The sequence below is a fragment of the Nannocystis bainbridge genome (assembly GCF_028368995.1).
In the GTDB taxonomy this organism is placed as follows: Bacteria; Myxococcota_A; Polyangia; order Nannocystales; family Nannocystaceae; genus Nannocystis; species Nannocystis bainbridge.
The window spans coordinates 1,825,050-1,848,766 of sequence record NZ_JAQNDL010000002.1; the positions used below are offsets into that span (position 1 = coordinate 1,825,050).

Annotated in this window: 20 protein-coding genes and 1 tRNA gene; 17 read left to right on the forward strand and 4 right to left on the reverse strand. The window is 71.0% G+C overall.

Annotated elements, in window-relative coordinates; genetic code table 11:
• Position 1: 1 nt before the first annotated feature.
• The 8 genes from POL25_RS24875 to POL25_RS24910 all read left to right on the forward strand — a co-directional run bounded on the left by POL25_RS24875 (position 2) and on the right by POL25_RS24910 (position 7,106).
• Positions 2-1,231, forward strand: coding sequence for an NADH:ubiquinone reductase (Na(+)-transporting) subunit B (locus POL25_RS24875; protein ID WP_272088647.1), 1,230 nt, complete (start codon positions 2-4; stop codon positions 1,229-1,231).
• Positions 1,221-2,003 carry a Na(+)-translocating NADH-quinone reductase subunit C gene (locus POL25_RS24880; RefSeq protein WP_272088648.1) on the forward strand — a complete coding sequence of 261 codons (783 nt, stop codon included), beginning with the start codon at positions 1,221-1,223 and terminating at the stop codon, positions 2,001-2,003. The genes POL25_RS24875 and POL25_RS24880 overlap by 11 nt, the downstream gene beginning before the upstream one ends.
• Positions 2,004-2,006: 3 nt before the next feature.
• On the forward strand, positions 2,007-2,630 hold the full coding sequence (locus POL25_RS24885; protein ID WP_272088649.1) for an NADH:ubiquinone reductase (Na(+)-transporting) subunit D: 624 nt from the start codon (positions 2,007-2,009) through the stop codon (positions 2,628-2,630).
• A 4-nt stretch (positions 2,631-2,634) separates the two neighbouring features.
• Positions 2,635-3,252 carry an NADH:ubiquinone reductase (Na(+)-transporting) subunit E gene (nqrE, locus tag POL25_RS24890; protein ID WP_272088650.1) on the forward strand — a complete coding sequence of 206 codons (618 nt, stop codon included), beginning with the start codon at positions 2,635-2,637 and terminating at the stop codon, positions 3,250-3,252.
• A 21-nt stretch (positions 3,253-3,273) separates the two neighbouring features.
• Entirely contained in the window at positions 3,274-4,503 is a 1,230-nt protein-coding gene (gene nqrF, locus POL25_RS24895) for an NADH:ubiquinone reductase (Na(+)-transporting) subunit F (protein WP_272088651.1), read from the forward strand.
• 217 nt (positions 4,504-4,720) lie between these two features.
• A complete protein-coding gene (locus tag POL25_RS24900; protein ID WP_272088652.1) occupies positions 4,721-5,662 on the forward strand; it encodes an FAD:protein FMN transferase in 942 nt (313 codons plus the stop codon).
• Position 5,663: 1 nt separating this feature from the next.
• Positions 5,664-5,837, forward strand: coding sequence for a hypothetical protein (locus POL25_RS24905; RefSeq protein WP_272088653.1), 174 nt, complete (start codon positions 5,664-5,666; stop codon positions 5,835-5,837).
• A gap of 120 nt (positions 5,838-5,957) precedes the next feature.
• A complete protein-coding gene (locus tag POL25_RS24910) occupies positions 5,958-7,106 on the forward strand; it encodes a PAS domain-containing protein (RefSeq protein WP_272088654.1) in 1,149 nt (382 codons plus the stop codon).
• Positions 7,107-7,250: 144 nt separating this feature from the next.
• On the opposite strand, the gene POL25_RS24915 is transcribed toward POL25_RS24910, so the two are convergent.
• Together POL25_RS24915 and POL25_RS24920 are read right to left on the reverse strand one after the other, a co-directional pair.
• Positions 7,251-8,594 carry a DUF2520 domain-containing protein gene (locus POL25_RS24915; RefSeq protein ID WP_272088655.1) on the reverse strand — a complete coding sequence of 448 codons (1,344 nt, stop codon included), beginning with the start codon at positions 8,592-8,594 and terminating at the stop codon, positions 7,251-7,253.
• 61 nt (positions 8,595-8,655) lie between these two features.
• A complete protein-coding gene (locus tag POL25_RS24920; RefSeq protein WP_272088656.1) occupies positions 8,656-9,891 on the reverse strand; it encodes an exo-beta-N-acetylmuramidase NamZ family protein in 1,236 nt (411 codons plus the stop codon).
• A 142-nt stretch (positions 9,892-10,033) separates the two neighbouring features.
• Between POL25_RS24920 and POL25_RS24925 the strand changes: the two genes are divergently transcribed.
• The 4 genes from POL25_RS24925 to POL25_RS24940 all read left to right on the forward strand — a co-directional run bounded on the left by POL25_RS24925 (position 10,034) and on the right by POL25_RS24940 (position 16,356).
• Positions 10,034-10,804, forward strand: a complete 771-nt coding sequence (locus POL25_RS24925; RefSeq protein ID WP_272088657.1) for a hypothetical protein — start codon at positions 10,034-10,036, stop codon at positions 10,802-10,804.
• A 297-nt stretch (positions 10,805-11,101) separates the two neighbouring features.
• Complete coding sequence (locus POL25_RS24930; protein WP_272088658.1) at positions 11,102-12,361, forward strand: hypothetical protein; 1,260 nt, start codon at positions 11,102-11,104, stop codon at positions 12,359-12,361.
• The gene (locus POL25_RS24935; RefSeq protein WP_272088659.1) at positions 12,362-15,019 is read left to right on the forward strand and encodes a penicillin-binding protein 1A; all 2,658 of its coding nucleotides are present in this window, start codon (positions 12,362-12,364) and stop codon (positions 15,017-15,019) included.
• Positions 15,020-15,726: 707 nt separating this feature from the next.
• Entirely contained in the window at positions 15,727-16,356 is a 630-nt protein-coding gene (locus POL25_RS24940; RefSeq protein WP_272088660.1) for a hypothetical protein, read from the forward strand.
• A 296-nt stretch (positions 16,357-16,652) separates the two neighbouring features.
• Here POL25_RS24940 and POL25_RS24945 read toward each other — a convergent pair whose 3' ends face one another.
• The gene (locus POL25_RS24945; protein ID WP_272088661.1) at positions 16,653-17,402 is read right to left on the reverse strand and encodes a hypothetical protein; all 750 of its coding nucleotides are present in this window, start codon (positions 17,400-17,402) and stop codon (positions 16,653-16,655) included.
• A gap of 114 nt (positions 17,403-17,516) precedes the next feature.
• Here POL25_RS24945 and POL25_RS24950 point away from each other — a divergent pair.
• Together POL25_RS24950 and POL25_RS24955 are read left to right on the forward strand one after the other, a co-directional pair.
• Positions 17,517-17,593, forward strand: a tRNA-Arg gene (locus tag POL25_RS24950).
• A gap of 655 nt (positions 17,594-18,248) precedes the next feature.
• The gene (locus POL25_RS24955) at positions 18,249-18,803 is read left to right on the forward strand and encodes a hypothetical protein (RefSeq protein ID WP_272088662.1); all 555 of its coding nucleotides are present in this window, start codon (positions 18,249-18,251) and stop codon (positions 18,801-18,803) included.
• 178 nt (positions 18,804-18,981) lie between these two features.
• Here the strand turns inward: POL25_RS24955 and POL25_RS24960 are convergent, their stop codons facing one another.
• On the reverse strand, positions 18,982-20,520 hold the full coding sequence (locus POL25_RS24960; protein WP_272088663.1) for a DUF2330 domain-containing protein: 1,539 nt from the start codon (positions 20,518-20,520) through the stop codon (positions 18,982-18,984).
• 329 nt (positions 20,521-20,849) lie between these two features.
• On the opposite strand from POL25_RS24960, the gene POL25_RS24965 reads away from it, so the two are divergent.
• From POL25_RS24965 to POL25_RS24975, 3 genes are all read left to right on the forward strand, one after another.
• Entirely contained in the window at positions 20,850-21,524 is a 675-nt protein-coding gene (locus POL25_RS24965) for a metallophosphoesterase family protein (protein ID WP_272088664.1), read from the forward strand.
• 261 nt (positions 21,525-21,785) lie between these two features.
• Positions 21,786-22,178 carry a hypothetical protein gene (locus POL25_RS24970; RefSeq protein ID WP_272088665.1) on the forward strand — a complete coding sequence of 131 codons (393 nt, stop codon included), beginning with the start codon at positions 21,786-21,788 and terminating at the stop codon, positions 22,176-22,178.
• A 4-nt stretch (positions 22,179-22,182) separates the two neighbouring features.
• Complete coding sequence (locus POL25_RS24975; protein ID WP_272088666.1) at positions 22,183-23,715, forward strand: caspase family protein; 1,533 nt, start codon at positions 22,183-22,185, stop codon at positions 23,713-23,715.
• The last annotated feature ends 2 nt before the right edge of the window (positions 23,716-23,717 follow it).

The window sequence follows — 23,717 nt, forward strand, 5'->3', positions numbered from 1 at the left end:
GATGCGAAAACTGCTCGACAAGCTCGCGCACTCCTTCGAAAAGGGCGGCAAGCACGAGAAGCTGTACCCCCTCTACGAGGCGGCCGACACCTTCCTGTACACGCCCCCGGACGTCGCCAAGCGCGACTCTCACGTCCGCGACGCCCTCGATCTCAAGCGCATGATGACCACCGTCGTCATCGCGCTGATCCCGTGCGTGTTGTTCGCGATGTACAACACCGGCCTGCAGGCGCACCTGATGATCGCCAAGGGCGCCGCGCCGCTCGACAACTGGCAGACCGCGCTCTTCCAGATGTTCGGCCTCGGCTTCGACCCGGCCAGCCTGCTCGCCTGCTTCCTGCACGGCGCCATCTACTTCCTGCCCGTCTACGCCATCACGATGGCGATCGGCGGCAACTGCGAGGCGATCTTCTCGGTCGTGCGCAAGCACGAGATCAACGAGGGCTTCCTCGTCACCGGCCTGCTGTTCCCGCTGACGCTGCCGCCGACCATCCCGCTGTGGCAGGTCGCGCTCGGCATCGCCTTCGGCGTCGTCATCGGCAAGGAGGTCTTCGGCGGCACCGGCATGAACGTGCTGAACCCGGCGCTGACCGCCCGCGCGTTCCTGTTCTTCGCCTACCCGGCCCAGATCTCGGGCGACCAGCCGTGGGTGGCCGCCAACCTCTCCGCGCTGCCGCAGGGCGTCTCGGGCGCCACCGCGCTCGCCCGCGCCGCCGTCGACCCCGGCGTGGTGATGAACCAGACCGGCGGCTGGACCTCGACCTGGTGGGACGCCTTCATCGGCACCATCCCCGGCTCGATGGGTGAGACCTCGACGCTGGCGTGCCTGATCGGCGCCGCGGTCCTCATCATCACCAGGGTCGGCTCGTGGCGGACCATGCTCGGCGTCGTGCTCGGCACGCTCGCGCTGTCGAGCCTGTTCAACGCCATCGGCAGCCAGACCAACCAGCTGTTCAACTTGCCGTTCGAGTGGCACATCGTGCTCGGCGGCTGGGCCTTCGGCACCGTGTTCATGGCCACCGACCCGGTCTCGTCGGCCTTCACCGACACCGGCAAGCTGATCTACGGCTTCGGCATCGGCGCCCTCGTCGTCCTGGTCCGGGTCGTGAACCCCGCCTACCCCGAGGGCATGATGCTGGCGATCCTGTTCATGAACATGTTCGCCCCGCTCATCGACCACTTCTTCGTCCAGGCCAACATCAAGAGGAGGCTCGCCCGTCATGGCGCATAGTACCGGCTACACCATCGGCTTCGCCGCACTGGTCTGCGTCGTCTGCGGGGTCGGCATCGCCAGCGCCGCGGTCGCGCTGGCCGACCGCCAGGCCGAGAACAAGAAGCTCGACCAGCAGAAGCAGGTCCTCGCGGTCGCCGGCCTGATGCAGGAGGGCGAGACGCTCAAGCCCGACGAGGTCAAGAAGCGCTTCGCCGACAACATCAAGCCCGAGGTCGTCGACCTCAAGGGCGGCGTGGCGGCCCAGGGCGTCGACCCCGCCGGCTTCGACCAGCGCAAGGCCCAGAAGGACCCGGCGCAGAGCCGCGAGGCCCCGCCGAACAACGCCAAGGTCCTGCGCCTGCCCAACAACGCGCTGGTCTACAAGGTCCTCAAGGACGGCAAGGTCGACACCCTGATCTTCCCGATCGAGGGCTACGGCCTGTGGTCGACCCTGTACGGGTTCATCGCCCTCGACGCCAAGGACACCAACACCGTCAAGGGCATCACCTTCTACCAGCACGGCGAGACGCCGGGCCTCGGCGGCGAGGTCGACAACCCCAAGTGGAAGGCCCTGTGGCCCGGCCGCAAGGTCTACGGCGACAAGGGCGAGCCGCAGATCGCGGTCGTCAAGGGCCAGGCCGGCCCCGCGGCCAGCGACGCGTACCGCGTCGACGGCCTGTCCGGCGCCACGATCACGAGCAACGGCGTGACGAGCCTGGTCCGGTTCTGGTTCGGCCCTGACGGCTTCGGTCCCTACATCCAACACTCCAAGGCGGCGGGGGGTAAGTAAGTCATGGACAAGCAGACCAAGGGCGTCCTCTTCGACCCCCTGTTCAACAACAACCCGATCGCCCTGCAGGTGCTCGGCATCTGCTCGGCGCTGGCGGTCACGACCAAGCTCGAGACCGCGCTGGTCATGTCGATCGCGCTGACCATCGTCACCGCGTTCAGCAACCTGGCGATCAGCCTGATCCGCAACCACATCCCCTCGAGCATCCGCATCATCGTCCAGCTGACGATCATCGCCTCGCTCGTCATCATCACCGACCAGATCCTGAAGGCTTTCGTCTACGACGTGAGCAAGCAGATGAGCGTCTACGTCGGCCTCATCATCACCAACTGCATCGTCATGGGCCGCGCCGAGGCCTACGCGATGGCCAACAAGCCCGGCATCAGCTTCCTCGACGGCGTCGGCAACGGCCTCGGCTACAGCATGGTGCTGCTGGCGGTCGCCGTCCTCCGCGAGCTGTTCGGCTCCGGCAAGCTGTTCGGCGTCGAGATCCTCAAGACGGTCAACGACGGCGGCTGGTACACCACCAACGGCTTGATGGTGATGTCACCGTCGGCGTTCTTCATCATCGGCGGCATGATCTGGGCTCTCCGGGTCGCCAAGCCGGCGCAGCAGGAGAAGGAGTGAGCCCATGCTCGAGCACTACTTGAGCCTCCTGGCGAAGTCGATCTTCGTCGAGAACATGGCCCTGGCGTTCTTCCTGGGCATGTGCTCCTTCCTCGCGGTGTCGAAGAAGGTCGAGACGGCCATCGGCCTGGGCGCCGCCGTCATCTTCGTGCTCGCGGTGTGCGTCCCGCTCAACCAGTTCATCATCGTGTCTCTCCTCAAGGAGGGCGCGCTGGCCTGGATCCACCCGAGCTTCGCCACCGTCGACCTCACCTTCCTCAGCTTCCTGGTCCAGATCGGCAGCATCGCCGCCGTCGTCCAGGTCGTCGAGATGGCGGTCGACCGCTACGCCCCCGCCCTTTACAACGCGCTCGGCGTGTTCCTGCCGCTGATCGCCGTCAACTGCGCCATCCTGGGCGCCTCGCTGTTCATGGAGCAGCGCGAGTACAGCCTGGGCGAGGCGGCCGTGTTCGGCGTCGGCTCCGGCATCGGCTGGGCCCTCGCGATCGTCGCGTTCGCCGCCCTGCGCGAGAAGATGCGCTACAGCAACGTCCCCGAGGGTCTGCGCGGCCTCGGCATCGCGTTCATCCTCACCGGCCTGATGGCGATCGGCTTCCTCGCCTTCTCGGGCATCCAGCTCTGACCCGTCGAGAGCCCCACCGTTATGACCACCATCATCATCCTCGGCGTGGCGATGTTCACGTTCGTGATCCTGGCCCTGGTGCTCATCCTGCTCGCCGCCAAGGCGAAGCTGGTCAACACCGAGGCCGTCACGATCGGCATCAACGGCGACCCCACCCTGGCGATGCGGGTCCCCGCCGGCAGCACGCTGCTCAACACCCTCGCCAACCAGAAGATCTTCATCCCCTCGGCCTGCGGCGGCAAAGGCAGCTGCGGCGTATGCAAGGTGAAGGTCCACAGCGGCGGCGGCTCCATGGTCCCGACCGAGGCCGGTCACATCAGCAAGGGCGAGGCTCGCGAGGGCTGCCGGCTGTCGTGTCAGGTCAAGGTCAAGGGCGACATGCAGATCGAGCTGCCGCACGAGATCTTCGAGATCAAGAAGTGGACCTGCAAGGTCCGCTCGAACAACGGCGTCGCCACCTTCATCAAGGAGTTCGTCATCGAGCTCCCGCCCGGTGAGGTCGTCCCGTTCCGCGCCGGCGGCTACATCCAGATCGAGTGCCCGCCGCACGTCGCGAACTACAAGGACATGGTCATCGAGGACAAGTATCGCGACGAGTGGGACAAGTATAACTTGTGGCGCTACGTCTCGAACTGCACCGAGACCGTCGAGCGCGCCTACTCGATGGCCAACTATCCGGAGGAGTACGGCATCATCATGCTGAACATCCGGATCGCGACCCCGCCGCCGAAGCTCCCCGACGCCCCTCCGGGCATCATGAGCTCGTTCATCTTCAGCCGCAAAGAGGGCGACCCCGTCGTCATCTCCGGCCCGTACGGCGAGTTCTTCGCCCGCGAGACCAAGAACGAGATGGTGTTCATCGGCGGCGGCGCCGGCATGGCGCCGATGCGCTCGCACATCTTCGACCAGTTCAAGCGCCTCCGCACCGACCGCAAGGTCTCGTTCTGGTACGGCGCCCGCAGCCTCCGCGAGGCCTTCTACGTCGAGGACTTCGACGGCATCCAGAGCGAGTTCCCCAACTTCAAGTGGCACCTCGCGCTGTCCGAGCCCAAGCCGGAGGACAACTGGACCGGCTACAAGGGCTTCATCCACCAGGTGCTGCTCGAGAACTACCTCAAGATGCACCCCGCCCCCGAAGACTGCGAGTACTACATCTGCGGCCCGCCGATGATGAACGCCGCCGTCATCAAGATGCTCACCGATCTCGGCGTCGAGCCCGAGAACATCATGATGGACGACTTCGGCGGCTGAAAAGCGCCGAACCCACGCAGGGCAGCCCTTCGTGTCGGATCCGCTGAAACAAAAGTACGGGAGCAGGGCGCAGGTCCTGCTCCCGCTTTGTCTTGTGGCGTTCGTGGCCCTGAGCGCCTGGCGCCTCTGGCCTTCGGGACAGGTCGCGCGAACGCCCGCGGGCGCGCCCGCAGCCGCCTCCACGAGCGGCCCGACGCACGTGGTCTCGGGCCCGACGATGGGCACCACGTGGCGCGTCACCGTGGTCCATGAGGGCCGCGACCCGGCGCCGATCCTGCCGATGATCGAGGCCGAGCTGGCGCAGATCGATCGAGAGATGTCGACCTGGCGCGACGACTCCGCGATCAGCGAGTTCAACCGCCGCACCGAGACGTCTGCCTTCCCGGCCCCCGCCGCGCTGGTCGAGGTCGTCGCCCAGGCCCGCGACGTCAGCGAGCGCAGCGGCGGCGCCTTCGACGTCACCGTCTCGCCGCTGGTCGACGCCTGGGGCTTCGGCCGTCCCGGCCCCGTCGCCGCCCCGCCGACCGACGAGCAGCTCGCGGCCCTGCGCGCCCAGGTCGGCTGGCAGTCGCTGCACGCCGACCGCGAGGCCGCCACGCTGCGCAAGGACCAGCCCGCGCTCACGATCACGCTCTCGGCCATCGCCCCCGGCTACGCGGCCGACGTCCTGTCCGACCGCCTCGTCGCGCTCGGCTTCCCCCGCCACCTCGTCGACGTCGGCGGCGAGTTCCGGGCCCGCGGCGACGGCCCCGAGGGCCCGTGGCGCCTCGGCATCGAGCGCCCCGACGGCCCTACGGATGAGCGCGTCGTGCAAGAGGTCGTGCCGTTGCGCGACGCCGCGCTCGCCACGAGCGGCGACTACCGCAACTACCGCGAGCAAGCCGGTCGACGGATCTCGCACACCATCGACCCACGCAGCGGCCGTCCGATCGATCACAAGCTGGCCTCGGTCACGGTCATCCACCGCACGGCCGCGCTCGCCGACGCGTACGCCACCGCGCTCAACGTCCTCGGCCCCGAAGACGGCTTCGCCCTCGCCGAGCGCGAGGCCCTGCCGGCCCTGTTCCTCGTGCGCGAGGGCGACGGCTTCGCCGCCCGCGCCACGGCGGCCTTCGCGGCCTTGCGCGGGGCCCCCCCGTCCGCCACCCTGAGTCCCTGACATGACCACGATCGTGCTCACCATCGCCGTCCTCGCGGCCGTCATGCTCGGCATGGCCGTCGGCGCCATCTTCGCCGGCAAGTACCTCAAGGGCTCGTGCGGCGGCCTCGCCAACGGCAGCTGCGAGTGCACCGACACCCAGCGGCGCGACTGCTCGACCCGCCCCGCCGCCTGAGCCGTCCCTCGGGACATGTCCCCTGCGACATGTCCTTCATCACCTGCTCTATCCGACAGGTCGTGGGGCGCGTCGACTGGCGTGATCGCGGCAGATGAGCGACGCTCGCCGCGGTCTGGCATGACGATCACCGACGCGGCCTACCTCGACGAGCGGCTCCGGGGCCTGGACCTGGCCCCGCTCCCGGTCTGGGTGCTGGACCCCGAGGTGATGCGGATCGCCTGGGCCAACGGCCCCGCGCTCGACATGTGGCGCGCCCACAGCCGCGAGGAGCTGGCCGGCCGCGACTTCCGCGTCGGCCCCGAAACCGTGCTCACGCGCCTTTACACGGCCATCGCGCGGGTCCGCGAGGGCCACTCGTGGTGGGACGAGTGGACCGTCTACCCGCGCGGCCAGCCGGTCCAGATCAAGGTCCACTTCTCGCCGCTGCCGCTGGCCGACGGCCGGATCGTCGTCCTCCAGCACGTCGTCCCGCGCGACGAGGGCCCCGCGCCCGATCAGCTGCGCGGCGTCCAGGCGCTCGTGCTCACGCCGATGATCGTCGCGCAGGCCGAGTTCGACGGCCGGATCGTCATGAAGAACCCCGCCGCGATCCTGGCCTTCGGTCGCCTCGCCGATCACTGGCCCGCGTGGTTCGTCGAGCCCGCCGCCGCCGAGGCCATGCTCGCCGCCGCTGCGGCCGGCGACAGTGTGCGCCGCGAAGTGCGGGTGACCACCGAAGCCGGAGAACGGGTCCACGTCGTCGAGGTCTGCCCCGCGCGCGACGCCGTCACCGGTCGAATGATGGCGCTCATCCATCACGCCGACGAGACCGCGCGTCACGGCGCCGAGGTCGAGGCCGCGCGTCACCAGCGGCTCGCCGAGGAGCTCGACCGCACCCTCGCCCTCGTCGATCATCAGCGCCGCGAGATCCTCGGCCTGTCCGCCCCGCTCCTCGACATCGACGACCACACCCTCGCCATCCCGCTCGTCGGCGCCTTTGATCGCGAGCGCGGCGCCGACCTCGAGGCGCGGGTCCTGCCTGCCATCGCCGAGCGGCGCGTCCACACCGTCCTGCTCGACCTCACCGGCACCCTCGCCGGCGACGTCGCCAACGCCGAGCAGCTCATGCGCTTCGTGCGAGCGATCCGCCTGCTCGGTGCGCGCGCGATCCTCACCGGCATCCGCCCCGCTCTGGCCCGCGCCCTCGTCGAAGTCGGCTTCGACGGCGGCGAGACCCCGTTCGCTCGCTCGCTCGCCGCCGGCCTCGAGCTCGCGCGAGCTCGCTGAGCCCCGCGGACGCCAGCCTCAATCTCGCGTGCTGCCCTGATGGCAGACCCGAAGCCCGTCCGCCGCTGTGACGTGCGACGCCGAGCTCCTCACTCATCTTACCTTCGAGACATGTTCATTCGAACATGTCCCATCAACCATTCATCATCTCACCCGCGCCAGCAGCTCGACCAGTTGCCCGCTGAGCATCCGGTACAGCGCCGCCGCCTCGCCCTCCAGCGCCGCCTCGTGGCGCGTCAGCGCTGCCCGGTCGCCGCGCGCCGCCGGCCCTGACACCCCGCGCGGGATCCCCAGCGCCAGCAGGTTCTCGAGCGCCGAGCGCAGCAGCTCCCCGACCGCGTGCGTCGCCATCGGCCCTGGCAGCCCCAGCGAGCGCATCGTCGCCGCCGACAGCTCCGCCAGCACCGCCACGTGGTTGCCCGCCAGCGCGCACGCGGCGTGGTAGCGCGTGCGCTGCTCTGCCGTCAGCCCTTGCAGATCCAGGTGGCCCTGCGGGCCGATCCAGCGCAACGCCACCGCGCGCGCCTCCGGGTCCCCCTCGATCCCGAACACGCACGAGCCCAGGCGCCCCTGCGGTCGCTCGCGGCGCAGGCTGCAGATCGGGTGCAGCGTCCCGACCGGGTGGCCCGCCGCCGCCGCCGCCGCCAGCCCTTCGCGCGCCACCACGGCCCCGGCCGCGTGCAGCACCGGCACCCGCGGCGCCGCGCGGGCCACCAGCGCCGCCGCCATCGCCCCCAGCTGACCATCCTGTCCCAACAGCCAGATCGCGTCGGGTGTCCCTTCGGGCAGCTCACCTGTCCCGTCGACCAGCCCGCGCCCCGACCCCGTCGCCGTCGACCAGCCGCGCTCGCGCAGCCACGGCTCGGCGTGGGCCGCCACGTTGCTTCGACCGAACAGCCACACATGGCCGACGTGACCGACCTGCAGCCGGCGCAGCACCGCCGCCGGCACCGCCATCGTCAGGGCTTCCTGCGCCGCAGGATCATCGCCCGCCGCCAGCCAAGCGCGCACCGCCGTGCTGCTGATCTCCGGCAGCGCGCAGTCCTCGGCGTCGGCGAACCCGACCCGCGGCACCACGATCGGCGAGAACTCCGCCGCGATCTCGGCCGCCCGGTGCCAGCGCTGCAGCTCTCCGCGCACGACGATGTCCGAACCGACCACCAGCCGCACCGCGTACCCCGGGTGCTCCTCCGCCACTGTGCGCAGCAGGTCGTAGCTGTAGCTCGGCCCCTCGCCGCGCCGCGCCGCCAGCCGCGCCTCGACGTCGCTGACCTCGACCGTCTCGGCCTGGGCCGCCATCGCCAGGCGCGTCAGCGCCAGCCGCTCGGCGAACGGCATCATCGACTTGGCGAACGGGTGCGACCAGCACGGCGCCACCAACACCCGATCCGCCAGCCCGCGCGCCAGCAGATAGGTCGGGATCAGCGCGTGTCCGAGGTGCGGCGGATCGAAGCTGCCGCCGAGGACGGCGAGGACGGGACGCTGCATGCGCCCGCGATCGTCCCAGCCTTCGCCGGCCGCGGCAAGTCGCCGCGCGCCTTCGACCCGCTCACTCCGGGTACAGCAAGAATTCGCGGCGGCGGGCCACGAACGCCGCGCGCTGCGGCTCCTGGCTCGCCGTCATCTCCGCCAGCGACGTCTGCGCCTCGATCGCCGCGCGCAGCCACGGCCCGCCGGCCAGCAGATCGATCGCCGGACGATCGGCCACGAACTCGTACGGCTCCGTGCGCCAGCGCATCGCCCCCTGTCCCAAGCGCCAGGTCGCGCGCAGCACCGCCCAGCTGGTGCGCAGCGAGCGGACCGCCGCCGGCTCGCGCACGTGCAGCTGGACCCCGCCGCAGCGGCGCCCGGCGAACTTCTGGAACATCGGCTTGAACCCGAGCGGCCGCACTTGCAGCCCCGGCAGCGCCGCGTCGTCCTCTTGCAGCGCCGCCGCCAGCGCCTGCCCGTCGAGCCACGGCGCGCCGAAGATCTCGAACGGCCGGGTCGTTCCGCGGCCCTCGCTGAGGTTCGTGCCCTCGAGCAGGCACTGCCCCGGATACACCAGCGCCGCGCCCATCGTCGGCATGTTCGGCGACGGCAGCACCCACGGCAGACCTGTCTCGAAGAACAGCATCGATCGCGCCCAGCCCGCGCACTGCAGCACCTCGAGCCGCTCGCACCCGACCCGCCCGCGCTCGAGCATCGCCATGCGCGCCAGCTCGCCGAGCGTCATCCCGTGACGGACCGCCACGTCGTGCAGCCCGACGAAGCTCTCCTCGTTGGCCGCGATCGCGCCGCCCTCGACGAGATCGGGCGACCCGCCGAGCGGGTTCGGCCGGTCGAGGATCAGCACCCGCAGCCCCGCCTGCAGCGCCACCTCGGCGGCCAGCACTGCCGTCCACACGTACGTGTAGTAGCGGCTGCCGATGTCCTGCAGATCGATCACCAGCCACGCCGCCCCGTGGAACATCTCCGGCGTCGGGCTCAGGCTGGCGAACGTCTCGCCGTACAGGCTGTACGCCGGGACCGCCGCCCGCGGCGCCTCGCCGGCCACCACCTCCATGTCCTGCGCCGCCGCGTCGAGCCCGTGCTCCGGGCCCAGCAGGCTGACCACGCGCGCCCCGATCCGGGCCATCACCGCCGTCGCGTGCTCGAGCTCCGCCGTCACCGACGCCGGGTGGCACAGCAGCGCCACCGGCACCTCGCGCAGCCGCGGACCCTCGCCGGCGGCCAGGCGATCGAGCCCCGTCTTCACCGCGGGCGCGCGGCCACCTGACCCTTCAGACATGTCATGAGCGAGCACGCCCTCGCTATAGCGGTCCGCCGCCTCGCCCTCAAATTCTCGGGCGCTCCCGCCGCGGGGCGGCCTCGCCCCTCGCCCGGTCTGCGCCCCCCTGATTCGTCGCTTTTTTGGGCCGCTCGCCGGGGCTTGGCATCCTACCTGTATGCGCGATCCTCTGGCGCCCATCCCCTCGCCCACCGTCAGCCCCAACTTCTGGGACACCGCCCTGCTGCCCCGCGGCACGCGCGTCGGCGGCGACGAGCCCGTCGAGGAGTTCTCGCCGCTGCGCCTCCTGCAGCGCGACCAGGGCGACACCCACGGCCTCGATCGCCGCAGCCGTCGCCGCGCCGGCGCTCAGCCCTCGGGCGACCCCGACCACGGCAGCGCGCGCCTGATCTCCGCCGTCCACACCGTGCGGCGGGCCCTCCTCGGCCTCTCGACCGCTCACGGTTGGGCCCTCGTGCGCACCTTGACCGTCGCCCCGACCGGTCTGCTCGTCCACCTCCTCGACCTCCTCAGCCCCGGCCTCAACCCCGAGCTGCGCGACCAGGGCCGCAACCTCCTGGCCCGGATCGCCCCGCAGCTCGGCGCCCCGCTGCGGCCGCGCGCCATCCACCGCCCCGGCTCGCCGCTGGCGACCGTCGGCGGCTGTCTGCTGGCCCCGCGGGTCGTCGCCGATCTCTCGACCTGGGCCTCGCAGCCCAGCGCGCGGCGCGGCACCACCCGGGCCGGTCACGGGGCCTTCGCCGTCACCTTGCTGGCCCCCGCCGCCGATCCGCGCGGCGGCGTCGTCCGCATCGAGGGCGAGCTGGTGCCGATGACCGACCCGCAGCCGCAGGTCCTCGCCGTCGCCCTCTCGCCTCGGGCCCTCGCCGAGCTCGCACGCACCCTGCAGTGGCCCGAGGGTGGCCCCGCGCGGGTCGAGGTCGAATGAGCCGGGGGCCCGCCGCGAGATCCTCCCACCGAGGCCACGTTTTTCCCGCCAACGGCGTCGGTGGGCTCGCGCGCGCGGGAAAAGTTCGGTAAAACGCGGTCCCTTGCCCCCAGAGGAGCATTGACGCTGCTTTGCCTTGTCTCTATCCTCGCAGGCAACATCTCTGGCGTATCACTTTCGACACACCAGCGATCGGCGCTCCACGGCCCCCACGGGCCGCTCTCCACGGCCTCCGGGCCTGCATCTGCTCTTCCCGGCCCATCGGGCCTGTAGCGTGACTACCAAGGGGATCCGGCCTTGAACGCACCCAAGAAACCAGGAACCGACCTCAGCGCCCTCAAGGCGCGCCTCGCCAAGAAGACGGACGCGGCCCCACCGCCTCCCGCCGAGCCGGCAGCGCCGGCGGCTGCTGCTCCGGCGGCGCCCAAGGCGGCGCCTCCGGCCCGGCCGCCGTTCAAGAAGTCGGCCCCGCCGACCGATCTTCCGGCCCCGGGCGAGTCGGCGCCGATCGACATCCCCCCGCCGGGTGAAGTCGCCGCGCCGATCGACATCCCCGCGCCCGGCGAGGTCGCTCTGCCGCCGCAGCCTGTCGCGCCCGAGCCCATCGCCGCGGTGCCTGCCGCGCGCAAGAGCCTCGAGGACGGCACCCCGTTCGGCGCCACCGCCGTCGCCTTCGATCCGAACGCCGGCCTCATCGACTCCGGCGAGGTCCAGGCCAAGGGCAACCGCGGCCTCGTGATCCTCGCCGCCGGTGCAGCGCTCGCCTTCGGCGTCGCGCTCGGCTGGATCGGCCATCAGATCACCTCGAAGGGCGAGGTCAAGGCCGCGGCGCTGAAGAAGGGCGGCGACATGTACAACGAGGCCAACAAGGTCTCGGACATGCGCAAGGGCATCTCGCTCAAGATCGACGAGCTGCAGAAGCTCGTGTCCACCGACCCGGCCAAGGGCGCCGAGGAGCTGGCCAACCTCGTCAAGACCAACTTCGAGAAGAGCCCCAAGATCGACGATCTGTTCGGCTGGCAGCTCGCGGGCATCGGCCCCGAGGGCATCCGCCGCACCTTCGATCTCTACGAGGAGGCCAACGGCCTGCGCCTCGACCTCGGCTACCTCGTCAACTTCGTCGCCGGCAACGGCAAGGCGTTGACCGAGACCGGCGGCCCGCGGCTGTTCGCCGTCAAGTTCAAGAAGGACGGCGCCGTGCTGGTCGAGCGCGGCGAGCCGATGTGCGGCGAGGCGCCTTGCCCCGAGGGCAAGGAGGGCGAGGCTTCCGGTTACAAGGTCCGCGACGCGGTCAACCAGGAGTTCTCCGTCGCTGCTCGTGGCACCGACGACGGCCAGGTCCTGCCGCTGTCCGCCGACACTCAGGTCTACGGCTACGTCGTCGGCCTGAACCCGGAGAACAACGCCAAGCTGGTCGCAGCCTCGCTGTTCGCCAAGGTCAAGGCGCGTCTCGAGGAGATGTCCAAGGCCGAGGGCCGGGCGCTCAAGGCTCTCAAGAGCTACTCGGACGATCCGAACATCGACGGCGGCGGGCCCGCCGATCCCGGCGCCGACTGAGTGCAGTCGGGATCACAGCCGCCCGTCCCACCCGCCGGCACCGCTGCCGACGACGCTGCCCCTTCGCGCCCTGCCGGCTCCGCAGGGGCAGCACCTCCGGTCCCCCCGCCGCCGCCGGCTCCACCGCGGCGCTCGGGGCCCGCGGGTCCGTCGCCGGTCGCTGCCGGCGCTCGGCTGTGGGTCACCAACCCGGCCCGCGCCGGCCTGTTCGGCTGGCTCGTGCGCTACTACCTGTTCGCGGCCGCGTGCGTCGCCGTGGCTCTGGGTTACTTCGGCGTGCGGGTCTACCGGGCCTATGACGCCGCCCTGCCCGACATCGCCGACGTCGAGCGCTACGACGCCCTCGCGCCGGGTGTCACGCGGATCTTCGCCGTCGACGGCAGCGTCCTCGCCGAGCTCGCGCGCGAGCACCGGGCCTACGCCCCGATCGACGAGATCCCCGACCGCCTGATCCAGGCCTTCCTCTCCGTCGAGGACCGCCGCTTCTTCACCCACGCCGGCCTCGACTGGCGCGGTCTGGCGCGGGCGACCCTCGCCAACCTGCGCTCGGGCACCGTCATCCAGGGCGGCAGCACGATCACCCAGCAGGTCGCCAAGGGCTTCCTCAGCGACGAGCGCACCCTCGATCGCAAGCTGCGCGAGGCGCTGCTGTCGCTGCGGATCGAGGGTCGCCTCGGCAAGTGGCGGATCCTCGAGATCTACCTCAACAAGATCTTCCTCGGTCACGGCGCCTACGGCGTCGCTGCCGCCGCCAGCCGCTATTTCGGCAAGGAGCTGCACGAGCTCACCCTCGCCGAGGCCGCGCTGATCGCCGGCCTCGCGCGCGCCCCCTCGCGCTACAGCCCGCTCGCCAGCCCCGAGCGCGCGCTCAAGCGGCGCTCCGTCGTCCTCCAGGACATGGTCGAAGCCGGCGCCATCACGCCGGCCGAGCGCGACGCCGCCGACGACGAGCCGCTCAAGCTGGCCGCCGCGCCGCCCGACGTGTTCCGCCTGCGCGCCCCTTATTACGCCGAGCACGTGCGACGTGAGGCCGGCCTCCGCTTCGGCGACGCCGCCGTGCTGCAGGACGGCCTGCAAATCGAGACCGCCGCCCAGATCGACATGGGCGCCCAGGCCCACGCCGCCATCGACTCGGCGCTGCGGCGCATCGATCGCCGCCAGGGCTGGCGCGGCCCAGTCGCTCACCTGTCCGATGAGACAGCCCGCGCCACCCTGCTCGAGCGCACCGGCGACGAGTACGGCGACGACGCCATGACCGCCGACCCGCAGCGCTGGCGCCTCGCCCTCGTCACCGAGGTCAACGCCAAGCAGGCCAGGGTCCGCGTCGGCAAGGTCGAGGCCCTGCTGCCGCTGAAGAAGATGGCCTGGGCCTCGCGCTACGACCGCAACACCGGCGTCAACGACGTCAAGATCACCCGCGTCGACGAGGCCATCGAGGCCGGCGACGTCGTGTGGGTGCGGCCGGCGCAGAAGCGGCGCAGCGTCATCGCCGAGATCGACGACGAGGCCGCCGCCGCCGAGAGCGCCGCGAGTGAATCCGGCGACACCTCCGCTGGCTCCGCCGCGCTCGAGCCGCCCGACGAGGCCACCGGCCTGCTGCTGGTCGAGCTCGGGCAGATGCCGCGGGTCGAGGCGTCCCTCTACACCATGGCCCACGACACCGGCGAGGTCGAGGCGATGGAGGGCGGGCTCGACTACGACCGCTCGCAGTTCAACCGCACCACCCAGGCCTGCCGCCAGCCCGGCAGCGTGTTCAAGGCCATCTACTACGCCCTCGCGCTCGACGGCGGCCACTACAACATGGGCTCGGTGCTCGAGGACAAGCCCTACGTGCCCGAGCCCGGCGAGATGTGGAGCCCGCAGAACATCGGCCAGACGCTCGACGGCAAGGTCCTGCTGCGCACCGCGCTGATCAAGTCGCTCAACCTGCCCTCGATCCGCCTGTTCGTCAGCCTCGGCGCCGACAAGGTCGTCCCGTGGGCGCGCCGGCTCGGCTTCACCACCGAGCTCATCGCCGACCGCGCGCTGTCGCTGGGCGCCTCGTGCGTGCGCACCGACGAGCTCTCGCGGGCCTTCTCGATCTTCGTCCGCGGCGGCTCGTGGATCGACCCGATCTACATCCGCCGCGTGATCGACAAGCGCGGCCAGACCCTGCTCGACCAGCGCCACCCGCTCGACGCCGGCGTCGACGTCGCCGGCCGCCTCGACCGCATGGCCGCCCTCGCCGTGCACGGCCCGCGCCAGGTCGTCGACGACCGCACCGCCTTCCTCATCACCCGCCTCATGCGCGAGGTCGTGACCGCCGGCATCGGCGGCCGCGCCTCGCAGATCGGCGTGCCCGCCGGCGGCAAGTCGGGCACCGCGTCGAAGAACGCCTACACCACCGACACCTGGTTCGTCGGCTTCACCTCGCGCCACATGACCGCGGCGTGGATGGGCGACGACACCTACGAGCGCTCGCTCGGCGACGAGGACGCCAGCTACACCACGGCGACCCCGATGTGGACGCAGTTCATGGCCGGGGTGGTCGCCGGGATCCCGCACGAGAACCTGCCGATGAACCGACCCCCGGGCATCAGCAGCCGCAACGTCGACGCCCGCACCGGCGAAGAGCCGATGGCCGGCATGCCGTCGGCGACGCTCTACTTCAAGGACTGACCGGTCCCTTCGGACATGCCCTCTCGGGCATGTCCGGGAGAGCATGTCCGAGAGAGCATGCTCCGTCGGACAGGTCATGGCGCCGTCGCTCACGGGACGAGCGGCCCGGTGGGTGCGGTGCCACCATTCCGTTTCGGTGCGCCAGCGCCGAATGCATCGAGACGCAGCGTGACCGCGGTTCGGCAATGCATGCACTGCGATTTTTGCGCTTCCGGGCCGCCTTCGTCGCAGAGGCTTCATGCCCCCGGCACCTACACCTGCGTGTCGCACCGACTGAGCCCAGCAAGCGCCCAAAAAGGCGAAAATCTCCCCACCCGACTGGCGCCGCCCACGGAACCAAGGGGGTTCCCGGGTGGTTCCGAATCTCCCGGATGCATCCTGGGGTCCCTGTGACCCTCTCCTCGTTCGCGCGCTGGGAGCCACGCACTCGCCGAAATCATCGTTCGCTGGCCCCATGGTGGCAGAGTCGATGAATCGACGGATCTGGCCACTCGATCCCGCGACGGTGCGCATGGAATCCGTCCTACCGCGGCGATAGAGCCGTCTCGTTGCGATCGGACACGTCGCGGTCGAAGGCCGTGCTGCACGAGGTGGTTGTGGTCGAGGTCATCGCGGTCGTTGCTCGCATGGCGGTCGCCTTCAGACTTGCCGACGACGCCGCCCGCACCTGAGCGACCCGGCGTCGGAGCTGGAGAGTCGAGACCACCATGCTATTCAACCAGACGAGTATCCTCCTCGCGTCGTTGACCGTCGCGTTCGCCATCCCCTTCATCGAGCCGACGTGCGACCTCGGACCGCACGATCCGGGGAAGTGCCACGACCGGCACGACTGCGAAGACGACGAGGTCTGCGTCGACTACAAGTGCGAGCCCGAGAAGGAGTGTTACAAAAACGCCGACTGCGACAACGACGAGAAGTGCGTCGACGGCGAGTGCGAGCCCGACAAGGACAAGGAGTGCTGGAAGGACGACGACTGCGACAAGGGCGAGAAGTGCGTCGACGGCGAGTGCGAGCCCGACAAGGACAAGGAGTGCTGGAAGGACGACGACTGCGACAAGGGCGAGAAGTGCGTCGACGGCGAGTGCGAGCCCGACAAGGACAAGGAGTGCTGGAAGGACGACGACTGCGACAAGGGCGAGAAGTGCGTCGACGGCGAGTGCGAGCCCGACAAGGACAAGGAGTGCTGGAAGGACGACGACTGCGACAAGGGCGAGAAGTGCGTCGACGGCGAGTGCGAGCCCGACAAGGACAAGGAGTGCTGGAAGGACGACGACTGCGACAAGGGCGAGAAGTGCATCAACGGCGACTGCAAATATACGAAGGACTGCCGAATCTGACAGCCGATGCGCCCGCTCTTTCTGACGAGCCCGGGAGCGGCGGTTCGTGTCGGAATCATTGTTCGTTCAGCCCGACGCCGTGCCCGCCAGTTCGGGCGCGGCGGCGTCCGCTCGCCTCAGACGGTCCGGGAATCGCTGCGCCCCGCCCTGCCGACGATGCTCGCCAGCCGACCGATCCTGTCGCATCGCACATGTCCGATGCGACATGTCCTCACGGCCTTCTTCGTTCGCGGCCCGGTACTGGCCGGGCCTCGCCGTGCCGGACCGGCGAGCGCCGGCCCGCGGCGCGAGCTCGCTCAGAACCAGGTCGACAGCCCGATCGTGGCAGCCAGCGTGAACGACTGCGCGGTGCGGCCCCACACCGGCGGCGGCGCGGCCGGTACTCCGGGGCCGCCGGTGCGGCCGATGCCGTGGACCCACCGGTAGTCGAACGTCAGGCCGAAATCGACCGAGAAGTACTGCGTCACGAACGCGTGCGCGCCGAAGCCCACGCCGAGCAGCGGCGCCATCGCCCCGCCGCGGTTCCAGTTGGGGCCGTCGTTGTTGGTCAGCGTCGCGCCGGTGAAGCCGGTGCGGACCAGGATGAACGGCAGCACCGGCCCCTCGGCGATCGGCAGGATCTCGAGGTACGGCGTGAACGTGCCGACGAACGCCGTCGTCGAGTTGTCGTTGTCGCCGTCGTTGGGGTCGTTGTTGCGGTCGAACGAGTGGCTCAGGTTCATGCCGAAGCGCGCCCCGAGGATCAGGTGGCGATGGATGCCGTAGCCGACCCCGAGCGCGATGACGGACGCGCCGCCGATCGGGTTGCCGTCGATCGCCACCGGGCGACCGGCGCCGAAGCCGATGACGTTCACGCGGGGGTTGTTCGGATCGCGCGCCTCACCCGGGTCGTAATAAGGGCGGCCCTGCGTCCACGACAGCGCCTCGGTGTCGAGGTGGACGCGGACCTTGCCCTTCGGCGCGACCCTGGCTGCCTCTGCGGTGGTTGCGAAGGACCCCAGGGCGCAGACGAGCGAGACGGAGAGTGCGAGTCGATGGAGCTTCATGGCCCCGCCAGGGTAGGCCACGCGCGCCGTCGAGCCAAGCACCGCGGCGCTTGTGAAGATCGCGGCTTCGAGGCTACGCTCGCGGGCGAGAGGCCGCCATGTGGGCCGAGGCTCGAGCACTTCGCCCAGTCTGGTAGGGCATTTGATTTCGGATCAAAGGGTCGCGGGTTCAAATCCCGTACTGTTCACCACCGCCGCGGTCGGGCGGCCTCTCACTGATTTTCCCCTGCCCTCGCGCACGGGTCTCGCCCGCAGCGAAGCGACACGAAGGACTCGCCGAGCTCGCGTCGCCAGCGGCCTCGACTGTGCCGCTCTGCTAGTCGGCCGAACGTCGCACCACTCGACTTCGCCGCGCCGAGCGACTTGATTCGTGACCACCGAGCCATGCACCGCTCGGCCTCGCCGGCTCCGGTAGCGAGCGCATGAAAGCGACCGAGCATTGCGAATCATCGCCTCCGCCGCGCGAGTCACCGCGTGGAGCGTCGCCGTCGCTCGTCGCCCGGTCTTCGGCGCGCGACCTCGTGAACGACTCGAGCGTCGCCGTCGCTCGCCGCAGCCTCCGCTCTCGGGCGCGTGATTTCGTCAGCGACAGGAGCCTCGTCGTCGCTCGTCGCCTCTGGCCTCTGCGAGCGCCGCACGCTCTTCTTTTCCGCTGCGCGGCCGCTCGCTCGCCCACGGGCCCCGCGACCTCGCGCGCGTCGCAGCGACCTCGTGCACGTGCACGGCCGTTGCGGTCGCTCGCGCGGCCCTCGTGATTGACCGCATCCTCCACCTCCCGTACGGTATCCAGCGGGCTGCTCCGCGACTGCGTGGCGTACGCTCGCTTCCCTCACCGCGAAGAGCCGTATGACCGCCGCCACTCGAGCCCAGCCGCGCGCCGCCGCACCCGAGCGGATCCTCTCCCTCGATCGTCTCGCCGCTCTCTCGAGCGACGCCCTGCGCGGCCTCTACGCCCGCGGCTCGGTGCCCGACGATCTCACCGCGCTCGACGGTCGCCCGAAGGGCCGCATGCTGGCGGTCCGCGGCCTCGAGCACGGCCCCGCCGGCCGCCTGCTGCGCGCCATGGCCCGCCACCCGCGCTTCCCGTGGGACGGCAAGAGCTTCTTCCCCGACCAGGCCGACGCGAGCCGCGGCATCAACCGCGTCGACCTCGTGGTCCGCCGCTTCGATCTGTTCCCGTTCGCCACCCGCATCGAGCCCTCGGTGCTCGACGGCCAGCCGTGCGTCTACCTCGACTACGAGCAGCCCGGCAACCCCTGGTTCATCGCCCGGATCCGCGACGAGCTCCGCGAAGTCGGGCCCGACCTGTACCTCGGGCCTGCCCTGTGGAAACGCCTCCGCGGCGGCGCCAGCCACCTGCTGTGGTTCGCCGTCGATTTCGCCACCCCGTCGAACGCGTGACCCCGGCCCGGCGACGCGGCCACTCGCGGGCATGTCCGTGGCGACATGTCCTCGTAGACATTCGATGCATGTGCCCTTTCGGACATTCTCGAAAGGACATGTTCGATTCGACATGTCCTCATGGTCATGTCCGTGAAGACATTTCGCCTCGGCCTGAGTCCGGGCGCGCGTCCCGTGCTCACCGCCGAGGCCGCCTGCGACGAGCCAGCGCCAGCGCCAGCAGGCTCCCGAGCCCAGCGCCGCCGTCGGCCTGACATCGTCCGCATCCGGCGGTCCGCGGCGGCGGCTCCCCCGTTGCGCCGCCCGGACTCGCCAAAAGCCGCGTCGCCTCATGGACGGCGGCCAGGCCGCCCACCACGTGCTCCGCCAGCACCACCTCGCGGCCCGCCGGGGCGGCCACCGGCACGTGCACGATCTGGTAGCGCTGCGATCCCCACACCTCGCGCCGCGGCTGCGCGCACGCGATCAGGCCGGGCCACCGGTGGCGAATGGCGAACTGGGCCTGAAAATTCGTGCCGCCATCGCTCGGCTGCGACTGCACGTTCTCCGTCACCGGCGCCAGCACCAGATCTTCGCCCGCAGCGGCCGGGTCGAGCCGAAGCTGCAGCTTGGTGTGCGTCAGCCCGTTGGGCCCCTCGTCCGGCCCCCAGACGCGCGGCCGGGGTTGCCGCCGCGCGTACTTGCTGCGCACCGCGGGATCGGTGGCGAGGAACGGCTCCTCGGCGGCGAGATCGAACTGAACCGCGTGGCTCGACGGAGGCGCTCTCCACATGGCCCAAAGGTCATCCCCGCCCAGGCTCCCCATGGTCCCCCAATCCAGCGGGGCCCCGAACTCCCGCCGGTGCGCGTACTCGGTGAGCACCGCCCCCGGCCGCGCCGCGAACAAGTGATCGAGGAGCGCCGCGTAGACCCCGTCGAACACCGCCTGGCTCGCCGGCGAGAGCTCGAGGCTGGACGGCACCGCCACGTTGTCACGACCGACGGCCCCGTACTGCCCATGCGCCAGCACGTGGACCGTCAGCGCGCGCGGCCCGTCAGCGTCGAGCAGCCCGAGTCGCACCGGCAGCGCCAGCGTCTCGCTCTCGTAGCTGAACTGCAGCGGCGACAGCTTCACGCCGCCCGTCGCGTCGCGCCGCGCGCGGCCGCGGTCCACTCGAGCCACCAAGAATCGCAGGCCCGCCTGGGCGTACGACCGCAGCGCCGCCTCGGCGCCGGCCGGCAGCGCGTAGCCGTGCTCTCGCAACCACTCGACCACCCGCGCCGAGTCGCGCGCGCCGAGCATCTCGAAGTCGTACTCGCTCGCGGTCGGGCGCGCCTCGATCGGCACCGGCGGCCACGTATCGAACCACAGGCTGCTCGCGTTCCTGACCGGGAACCAGTCCCCACGCGCCTGCGCCTCGGCCTGCTCGCACGGGTTCTGCTCCCACACCGCCGTCAATCGCGGTCTCGTGGCCGCGTCGACCCGCGCCAGCACGTCGGCCGGCAGCGTGCGCACGTCCCCGCGCCGCAGCGCCTGCGGCACCGGCACCACCAGCGCGAAGTCCTCCGGCGGCCCTGCATATTCGCTCTGCATCGTCACCACCGTGCGCGTCCCGTCGCGCAACACCACCACCGTGGCCGCTCCTCCGCGCAGCGTCGCCCCCGGCCGACCGACGAAGAGCCCCATCGCCGCGGCGGAGTCCGGGGCCAGCGACAAGCTGCCCGAAAGCACCGCCATGCGCGCCACTCGCCACTCCCGCATCCTCCCTCGCTATCACGCCAGCGCCCCGCCCTGATCGGACACCGAGCGGACGCACTCCCGGGCAGCAACTCGCAGTCGCAGCCGCGCCGCCAGCGAGCCCCCACGCGCTCCTTTCAAGCCGCTGAACGCTCCACCCGCTTCGCTCCGCCCATCGCCGCCGCGAGCGCATGAGTCCGCCCGAGCCGCGTCGCGGCTCGACCGGCATGACCGAACGGCCATGTCCTTGTGAACATGTCCTACACCATCACCCGCCGTGCACGCCCGCGCGCCCTCGCCCGCGTCGGCATGGCATACTCGCCCTCCCCGTGCTCCGCCGCTTCGCCCTGCTCGGCGACATCCACGCCGAGGATCGCCGCCTCGCCTTGGCCCTCACATGGCTCAAAGGACAGGCCATCGACGCCGTCCTCGCCGTCGGCGACCTGGCCGACGGCGACGGTGACCTCGACCACTGCTGCGCCCTCCTGGCCGCCCACCGGGTCCTCGGCGTGTGCGGCAACCATGATCGCTGGCTCCTGGGTGACGAGCTGCGCGGGCTCAAGCACGCCCACCAGGCCGTCGACCTCGCCCCGGCCACCCTCGCCTACCTCGCGGCCCTGCCAGCCACCCGCAGGCTGGCGACCGTGCGCGGCGACCTCTTGCTCGGCCACGGCGTCGGCCCCGACGACATGGTCCGGCTGCACGCCCACCACGCCGGCTACGACCTCGCCGCCAACTTCGCCCTCGCCGATCTGCTCGCCGATCCGTCGCTGCCGCTGGTCGCCGGCGGGCACACCCATCACCGCATGGTCCGCGCCTTTGACCGCCCGGCCGGCCCGCCGCTCGTGTTCATCAACCCCGGCACCCTGCACCGCGATCACGACAGCGGCTTCGCCGTCGTCGACCTCGAGCGGGCCCAGGTCGCCTACTTCGATCTCGTCGAACAGCCCGACCATTCGCTCGCCGTCCGCCCCGCCGAGGTCGCCCCGCTGCCGGGCGCCTGAGCGAACTCCGGGACATGTCCGCCGGGACAGCCGCGTCCCGTCCGTCGCGGCGACGGCCGCACTCCGGGCCCGCAGACACCGTTCCCCGCGAGCCGCGTCGTCGCCGTGACGACCGCGCCCGGTGACAGCCCGCGGCCCCGCGGCCCCGCCGACGCTGCGACGGCTGCACACACGCACGCACGGACGCCGTTCCCTCGCCGGCCTGGCCGTCGCCTCGCCGCCACTTGACGCCTCGCGCGGCCTCCGTGAACACTCCTCGGCGTGAACTTGCAGATACACAGCCCGCTACTCGTGACAGTATTGGTCACCGATCCACGCCTCGACGAGGGCGAGCGCGAGGCGCTGGCCCAGGCGCTCTACCTGCAGCTGCGCGACGCTCACGACGCGTTGCTCGACCTCCGTCGCCCGCGCGAGAGCGAACTGCCGCCAGGCGCCAAGGCGGCCGGCGCCACCGTCCTCGGGGCCTTCGTCGCCACCGTCGCCGCCGCCTCCTTGCGCCACTTCTTCGAGATCTTGGAGGAGCGCCTGCGGGCCCTCGAGGTCTCCCTTCAGCTCGACCTCGGCGGCCGCACCGTCCGGGTCATCGCCCGCAGCGCCGCCGACTTCGAAGCCGCCCTCGCCGCGGCCGCCGAGCTGGCCGCGGGGGGGCGCTGAGCGTATGGCTCGACGTATCGCCCTTATCGTCGGCGTGAGCCACTATACCGGCCTCGCCCCGCTGCCCAACTCGCTCCGCGACGCCGCGATGCTCGTCTCGGTGCTGCAGCACGTCGCCGGCTTCGACGACGTCCAGCTGCTGCAGGACCCCGACGAGCGGCGCCTCGGCGAGGCCGTCGAGCTGCTGTTCAACGACCGCGCCCCCGAAGACCTGCTGCTCTTCTATTTCTCGGGCCACGGGGTCAAGGACGACCGCGGCCTGCTGTTCTTCGCGGTGCCCGAGACCCGGCGCCACGCCAACGGCGAGCTCGTGCGCTCGTCGGCGGTCAGCTCGCGCCACGTGCACGACGTCATGAACAACTCGCGCTCGCGGCGGCAGGTCGTGATCCTCGACTGCTGCTTCTCGGGCGCGTTCGCCGACGGCACCCACGCCAAGGACGGCGGCCGCGTCGACCTGCGCGAGAGCATGGGCGGCGAAGGCCGGGCCGTGCTCGCCTCGAGCTCGTCGACGCAGTACTCGTTCGACACCCAGGACGGCGGCCTCTCGCTCTACACACAATTCCTGGTCCACGGCATCGCCACCGGCGAGGCCGACCTCAACCACGACGGCCTCATCACCGCCGACGAGCTGCACGAGTACGCCCGCACCAAGGTCCAGGCGACCCGCCCGGCCATGTCGCCGCAGATCCTGCCCGCCAAGGAGGGCTATTCGATCGTCATCAGCAAGGCCAGGCGCGTCGATCCGGTGCTCGCCTACGCGGCCAAGGTGCGCGAGCTCGCCGATCCCTCCGGCGCGCTGCCGGTGACCGCCGTCGAGGTCCTGAGGCACCAGCGCCGGCAGCTCGGGCTGTCCGGCGATCAGGCGCGCCTGCTCGAGGAGAACGAGCTCGCGCCGATCCGCAAGCGGGCGGTCAACCGCGCCACCCTGCGCCGCTCGGTGTTCGCGGCCCGGCGCAAGAAGCGGATCGAGGTCGACCGACCGCTCCTCAACGAGCTGCGGATCGCCCTCAACCTCACCGAGAGCGACCTCCGCTCCATGCTCGAGGAGCCGATCACGCTCCAGCGCCAGAAGGTCCGCGGCTGGATGTTCTGGCCCGAGCGCATGGCGATCCTCAGCGCCTTCATGGTCGGCTTCGCCATCGTCGTCACCCTCGCGCGGCCGACCTGGGACGCCTGGCGCGCGGACACGAAGACCACGCCGCAGCTCCAGCCGCACGTCGTCGCCGCGCCGACCGAGCCGAAGCCGCCCGCGGCCGAGGCCAAGCCCCGGCGCGAGCGGCCGTGGTGGTGCATCTGCTACGTGCGAAACAACGACGTCGCCGTCACTGCCTGTCGCGAGTCCGCCGCGAACTGCGAGTCGCTGCGGCGCGTGATCCACGGCGGCTCGGACGAGATCCGGGCCCGCTCCGCGACCACCAGCTGCGAGTCCGTGCACGCCGAGCACCCCGGCGACGTGCTCGTCGCCAGCACGTGGCGCCCGTCGCAGAAAGCGGGCTCGTGGGTCAGCGAAGGCGCCTGCCTGCTGCCGGCGCGCTGACG

Excerpts from the sequence above, each read along its gene's own strand:
- POL25_RS24875 (WP_272088647.1), top strand. The coding sequence starts at position 2 with ATGCGAAAACTGCTCGACAAGCTCGCGCACTCCTTCGAAAAGGGCGGC.
- POL25_RS24905 (WP_272088653.1), top strand. The coding sequence starts at position 5,664 with ATGACCACGATCGTGCTCACCATCGCCGTCCTCGCGGCCGTCATGCTC.
- nqrE (WP_272088650.1), top strand. The coding sequence starts at position 2,635 with ATGCTCGAGCACTACTTGAGCCTCCTGGCGAAGTCGATCTTCGTCGAG.
- POL25_RS24915 (WP_272088655.1), bottom strand. The coding sequence starts at position 8,594 with ATGCAGCGTCCCGTCCTCGCCGTCCTCGGCGGCAGCTTCGATCCGCCG.
- POL25_RS24940 (WP_272088660.1), top strand. The coding sequence starts at position 15,727 with ATGCTATTCAACCAGACGAGTATCCTCCTCGCGTCGTTGACCGTCGCG.
- POL25_RS24945 (WP_272088661.1), bottom strand. The coding sequence starts at position 17,402 with ATGAAGCTCCATCGACTCGCACTCTCCGTCTCGCTCGTCTGCGCCCTG.
- POL25_RS24885 (WP_272088649.1), top strand. The coding sequence starts at position 2,007 with ATGGACAAGCAGACCAAGGGCGTCCTCTTCGACCCCCTGTTCAACAAC.
- POL25_RS24960 (WP_272088663.1), bottom strand. The coding sequence starts at position 20,520 with ATGGCGGTGCTTTCGGGCAGCTTGTCGCTGGCCCCGGACTCCGCCGCG.
- nqrF (WP_272088651.1), top strand. The coding sequence starts at position 3,274 with ATGACCACCATCATCATCCTCGGCGTGGCGATGTTCACGTTCGTGATC.
- POL25_RS24955 (WP_272088662.1), top strand. The coding sequence starts at position 18,249 with ATGACCGCCGCCACTCGAGCCCAGCCGCGCGCCGCCGCACCCGAGCGG.
- POL25_RS24925 (WP_272088657.1), top strand. The coding sequence starts at position 10,034 with ATGCGCGATCCTCTGGCGCCCATCCCCTCGCCCACCGTCAGCCCCAAC.
- POL25_RS24910 (WP_272088654.1), top strand. The coding sequence starts at position 5,958 with ATGACGATCACCGACGCGGCCTACCTCGACGAGCGGCTCCGGGGCCTG.
- POL25_RS24900 (WP_272088652.1), top strand. The coding sequence starts at position 4,721 with ATGGGCACCACGTGGCGCGTCACCGTGGTCCATGAGGGCCGCGACCCG.
- POL25_RS24975 (WP_272088666.1), top strand. The coding sequence starts at position 22,183 with ATGGCTCGACGTATCGCCCTTATCGTCGGCGTGAGCCACTATACCGGC.
- POL25_RS24880 (WP_272088648.1), top strand. The coding sequence starts at position 1,221 with ATGGCGCATAGTACCGGCTACACCATCGGCTTCGCCGCACTGGTCTGC.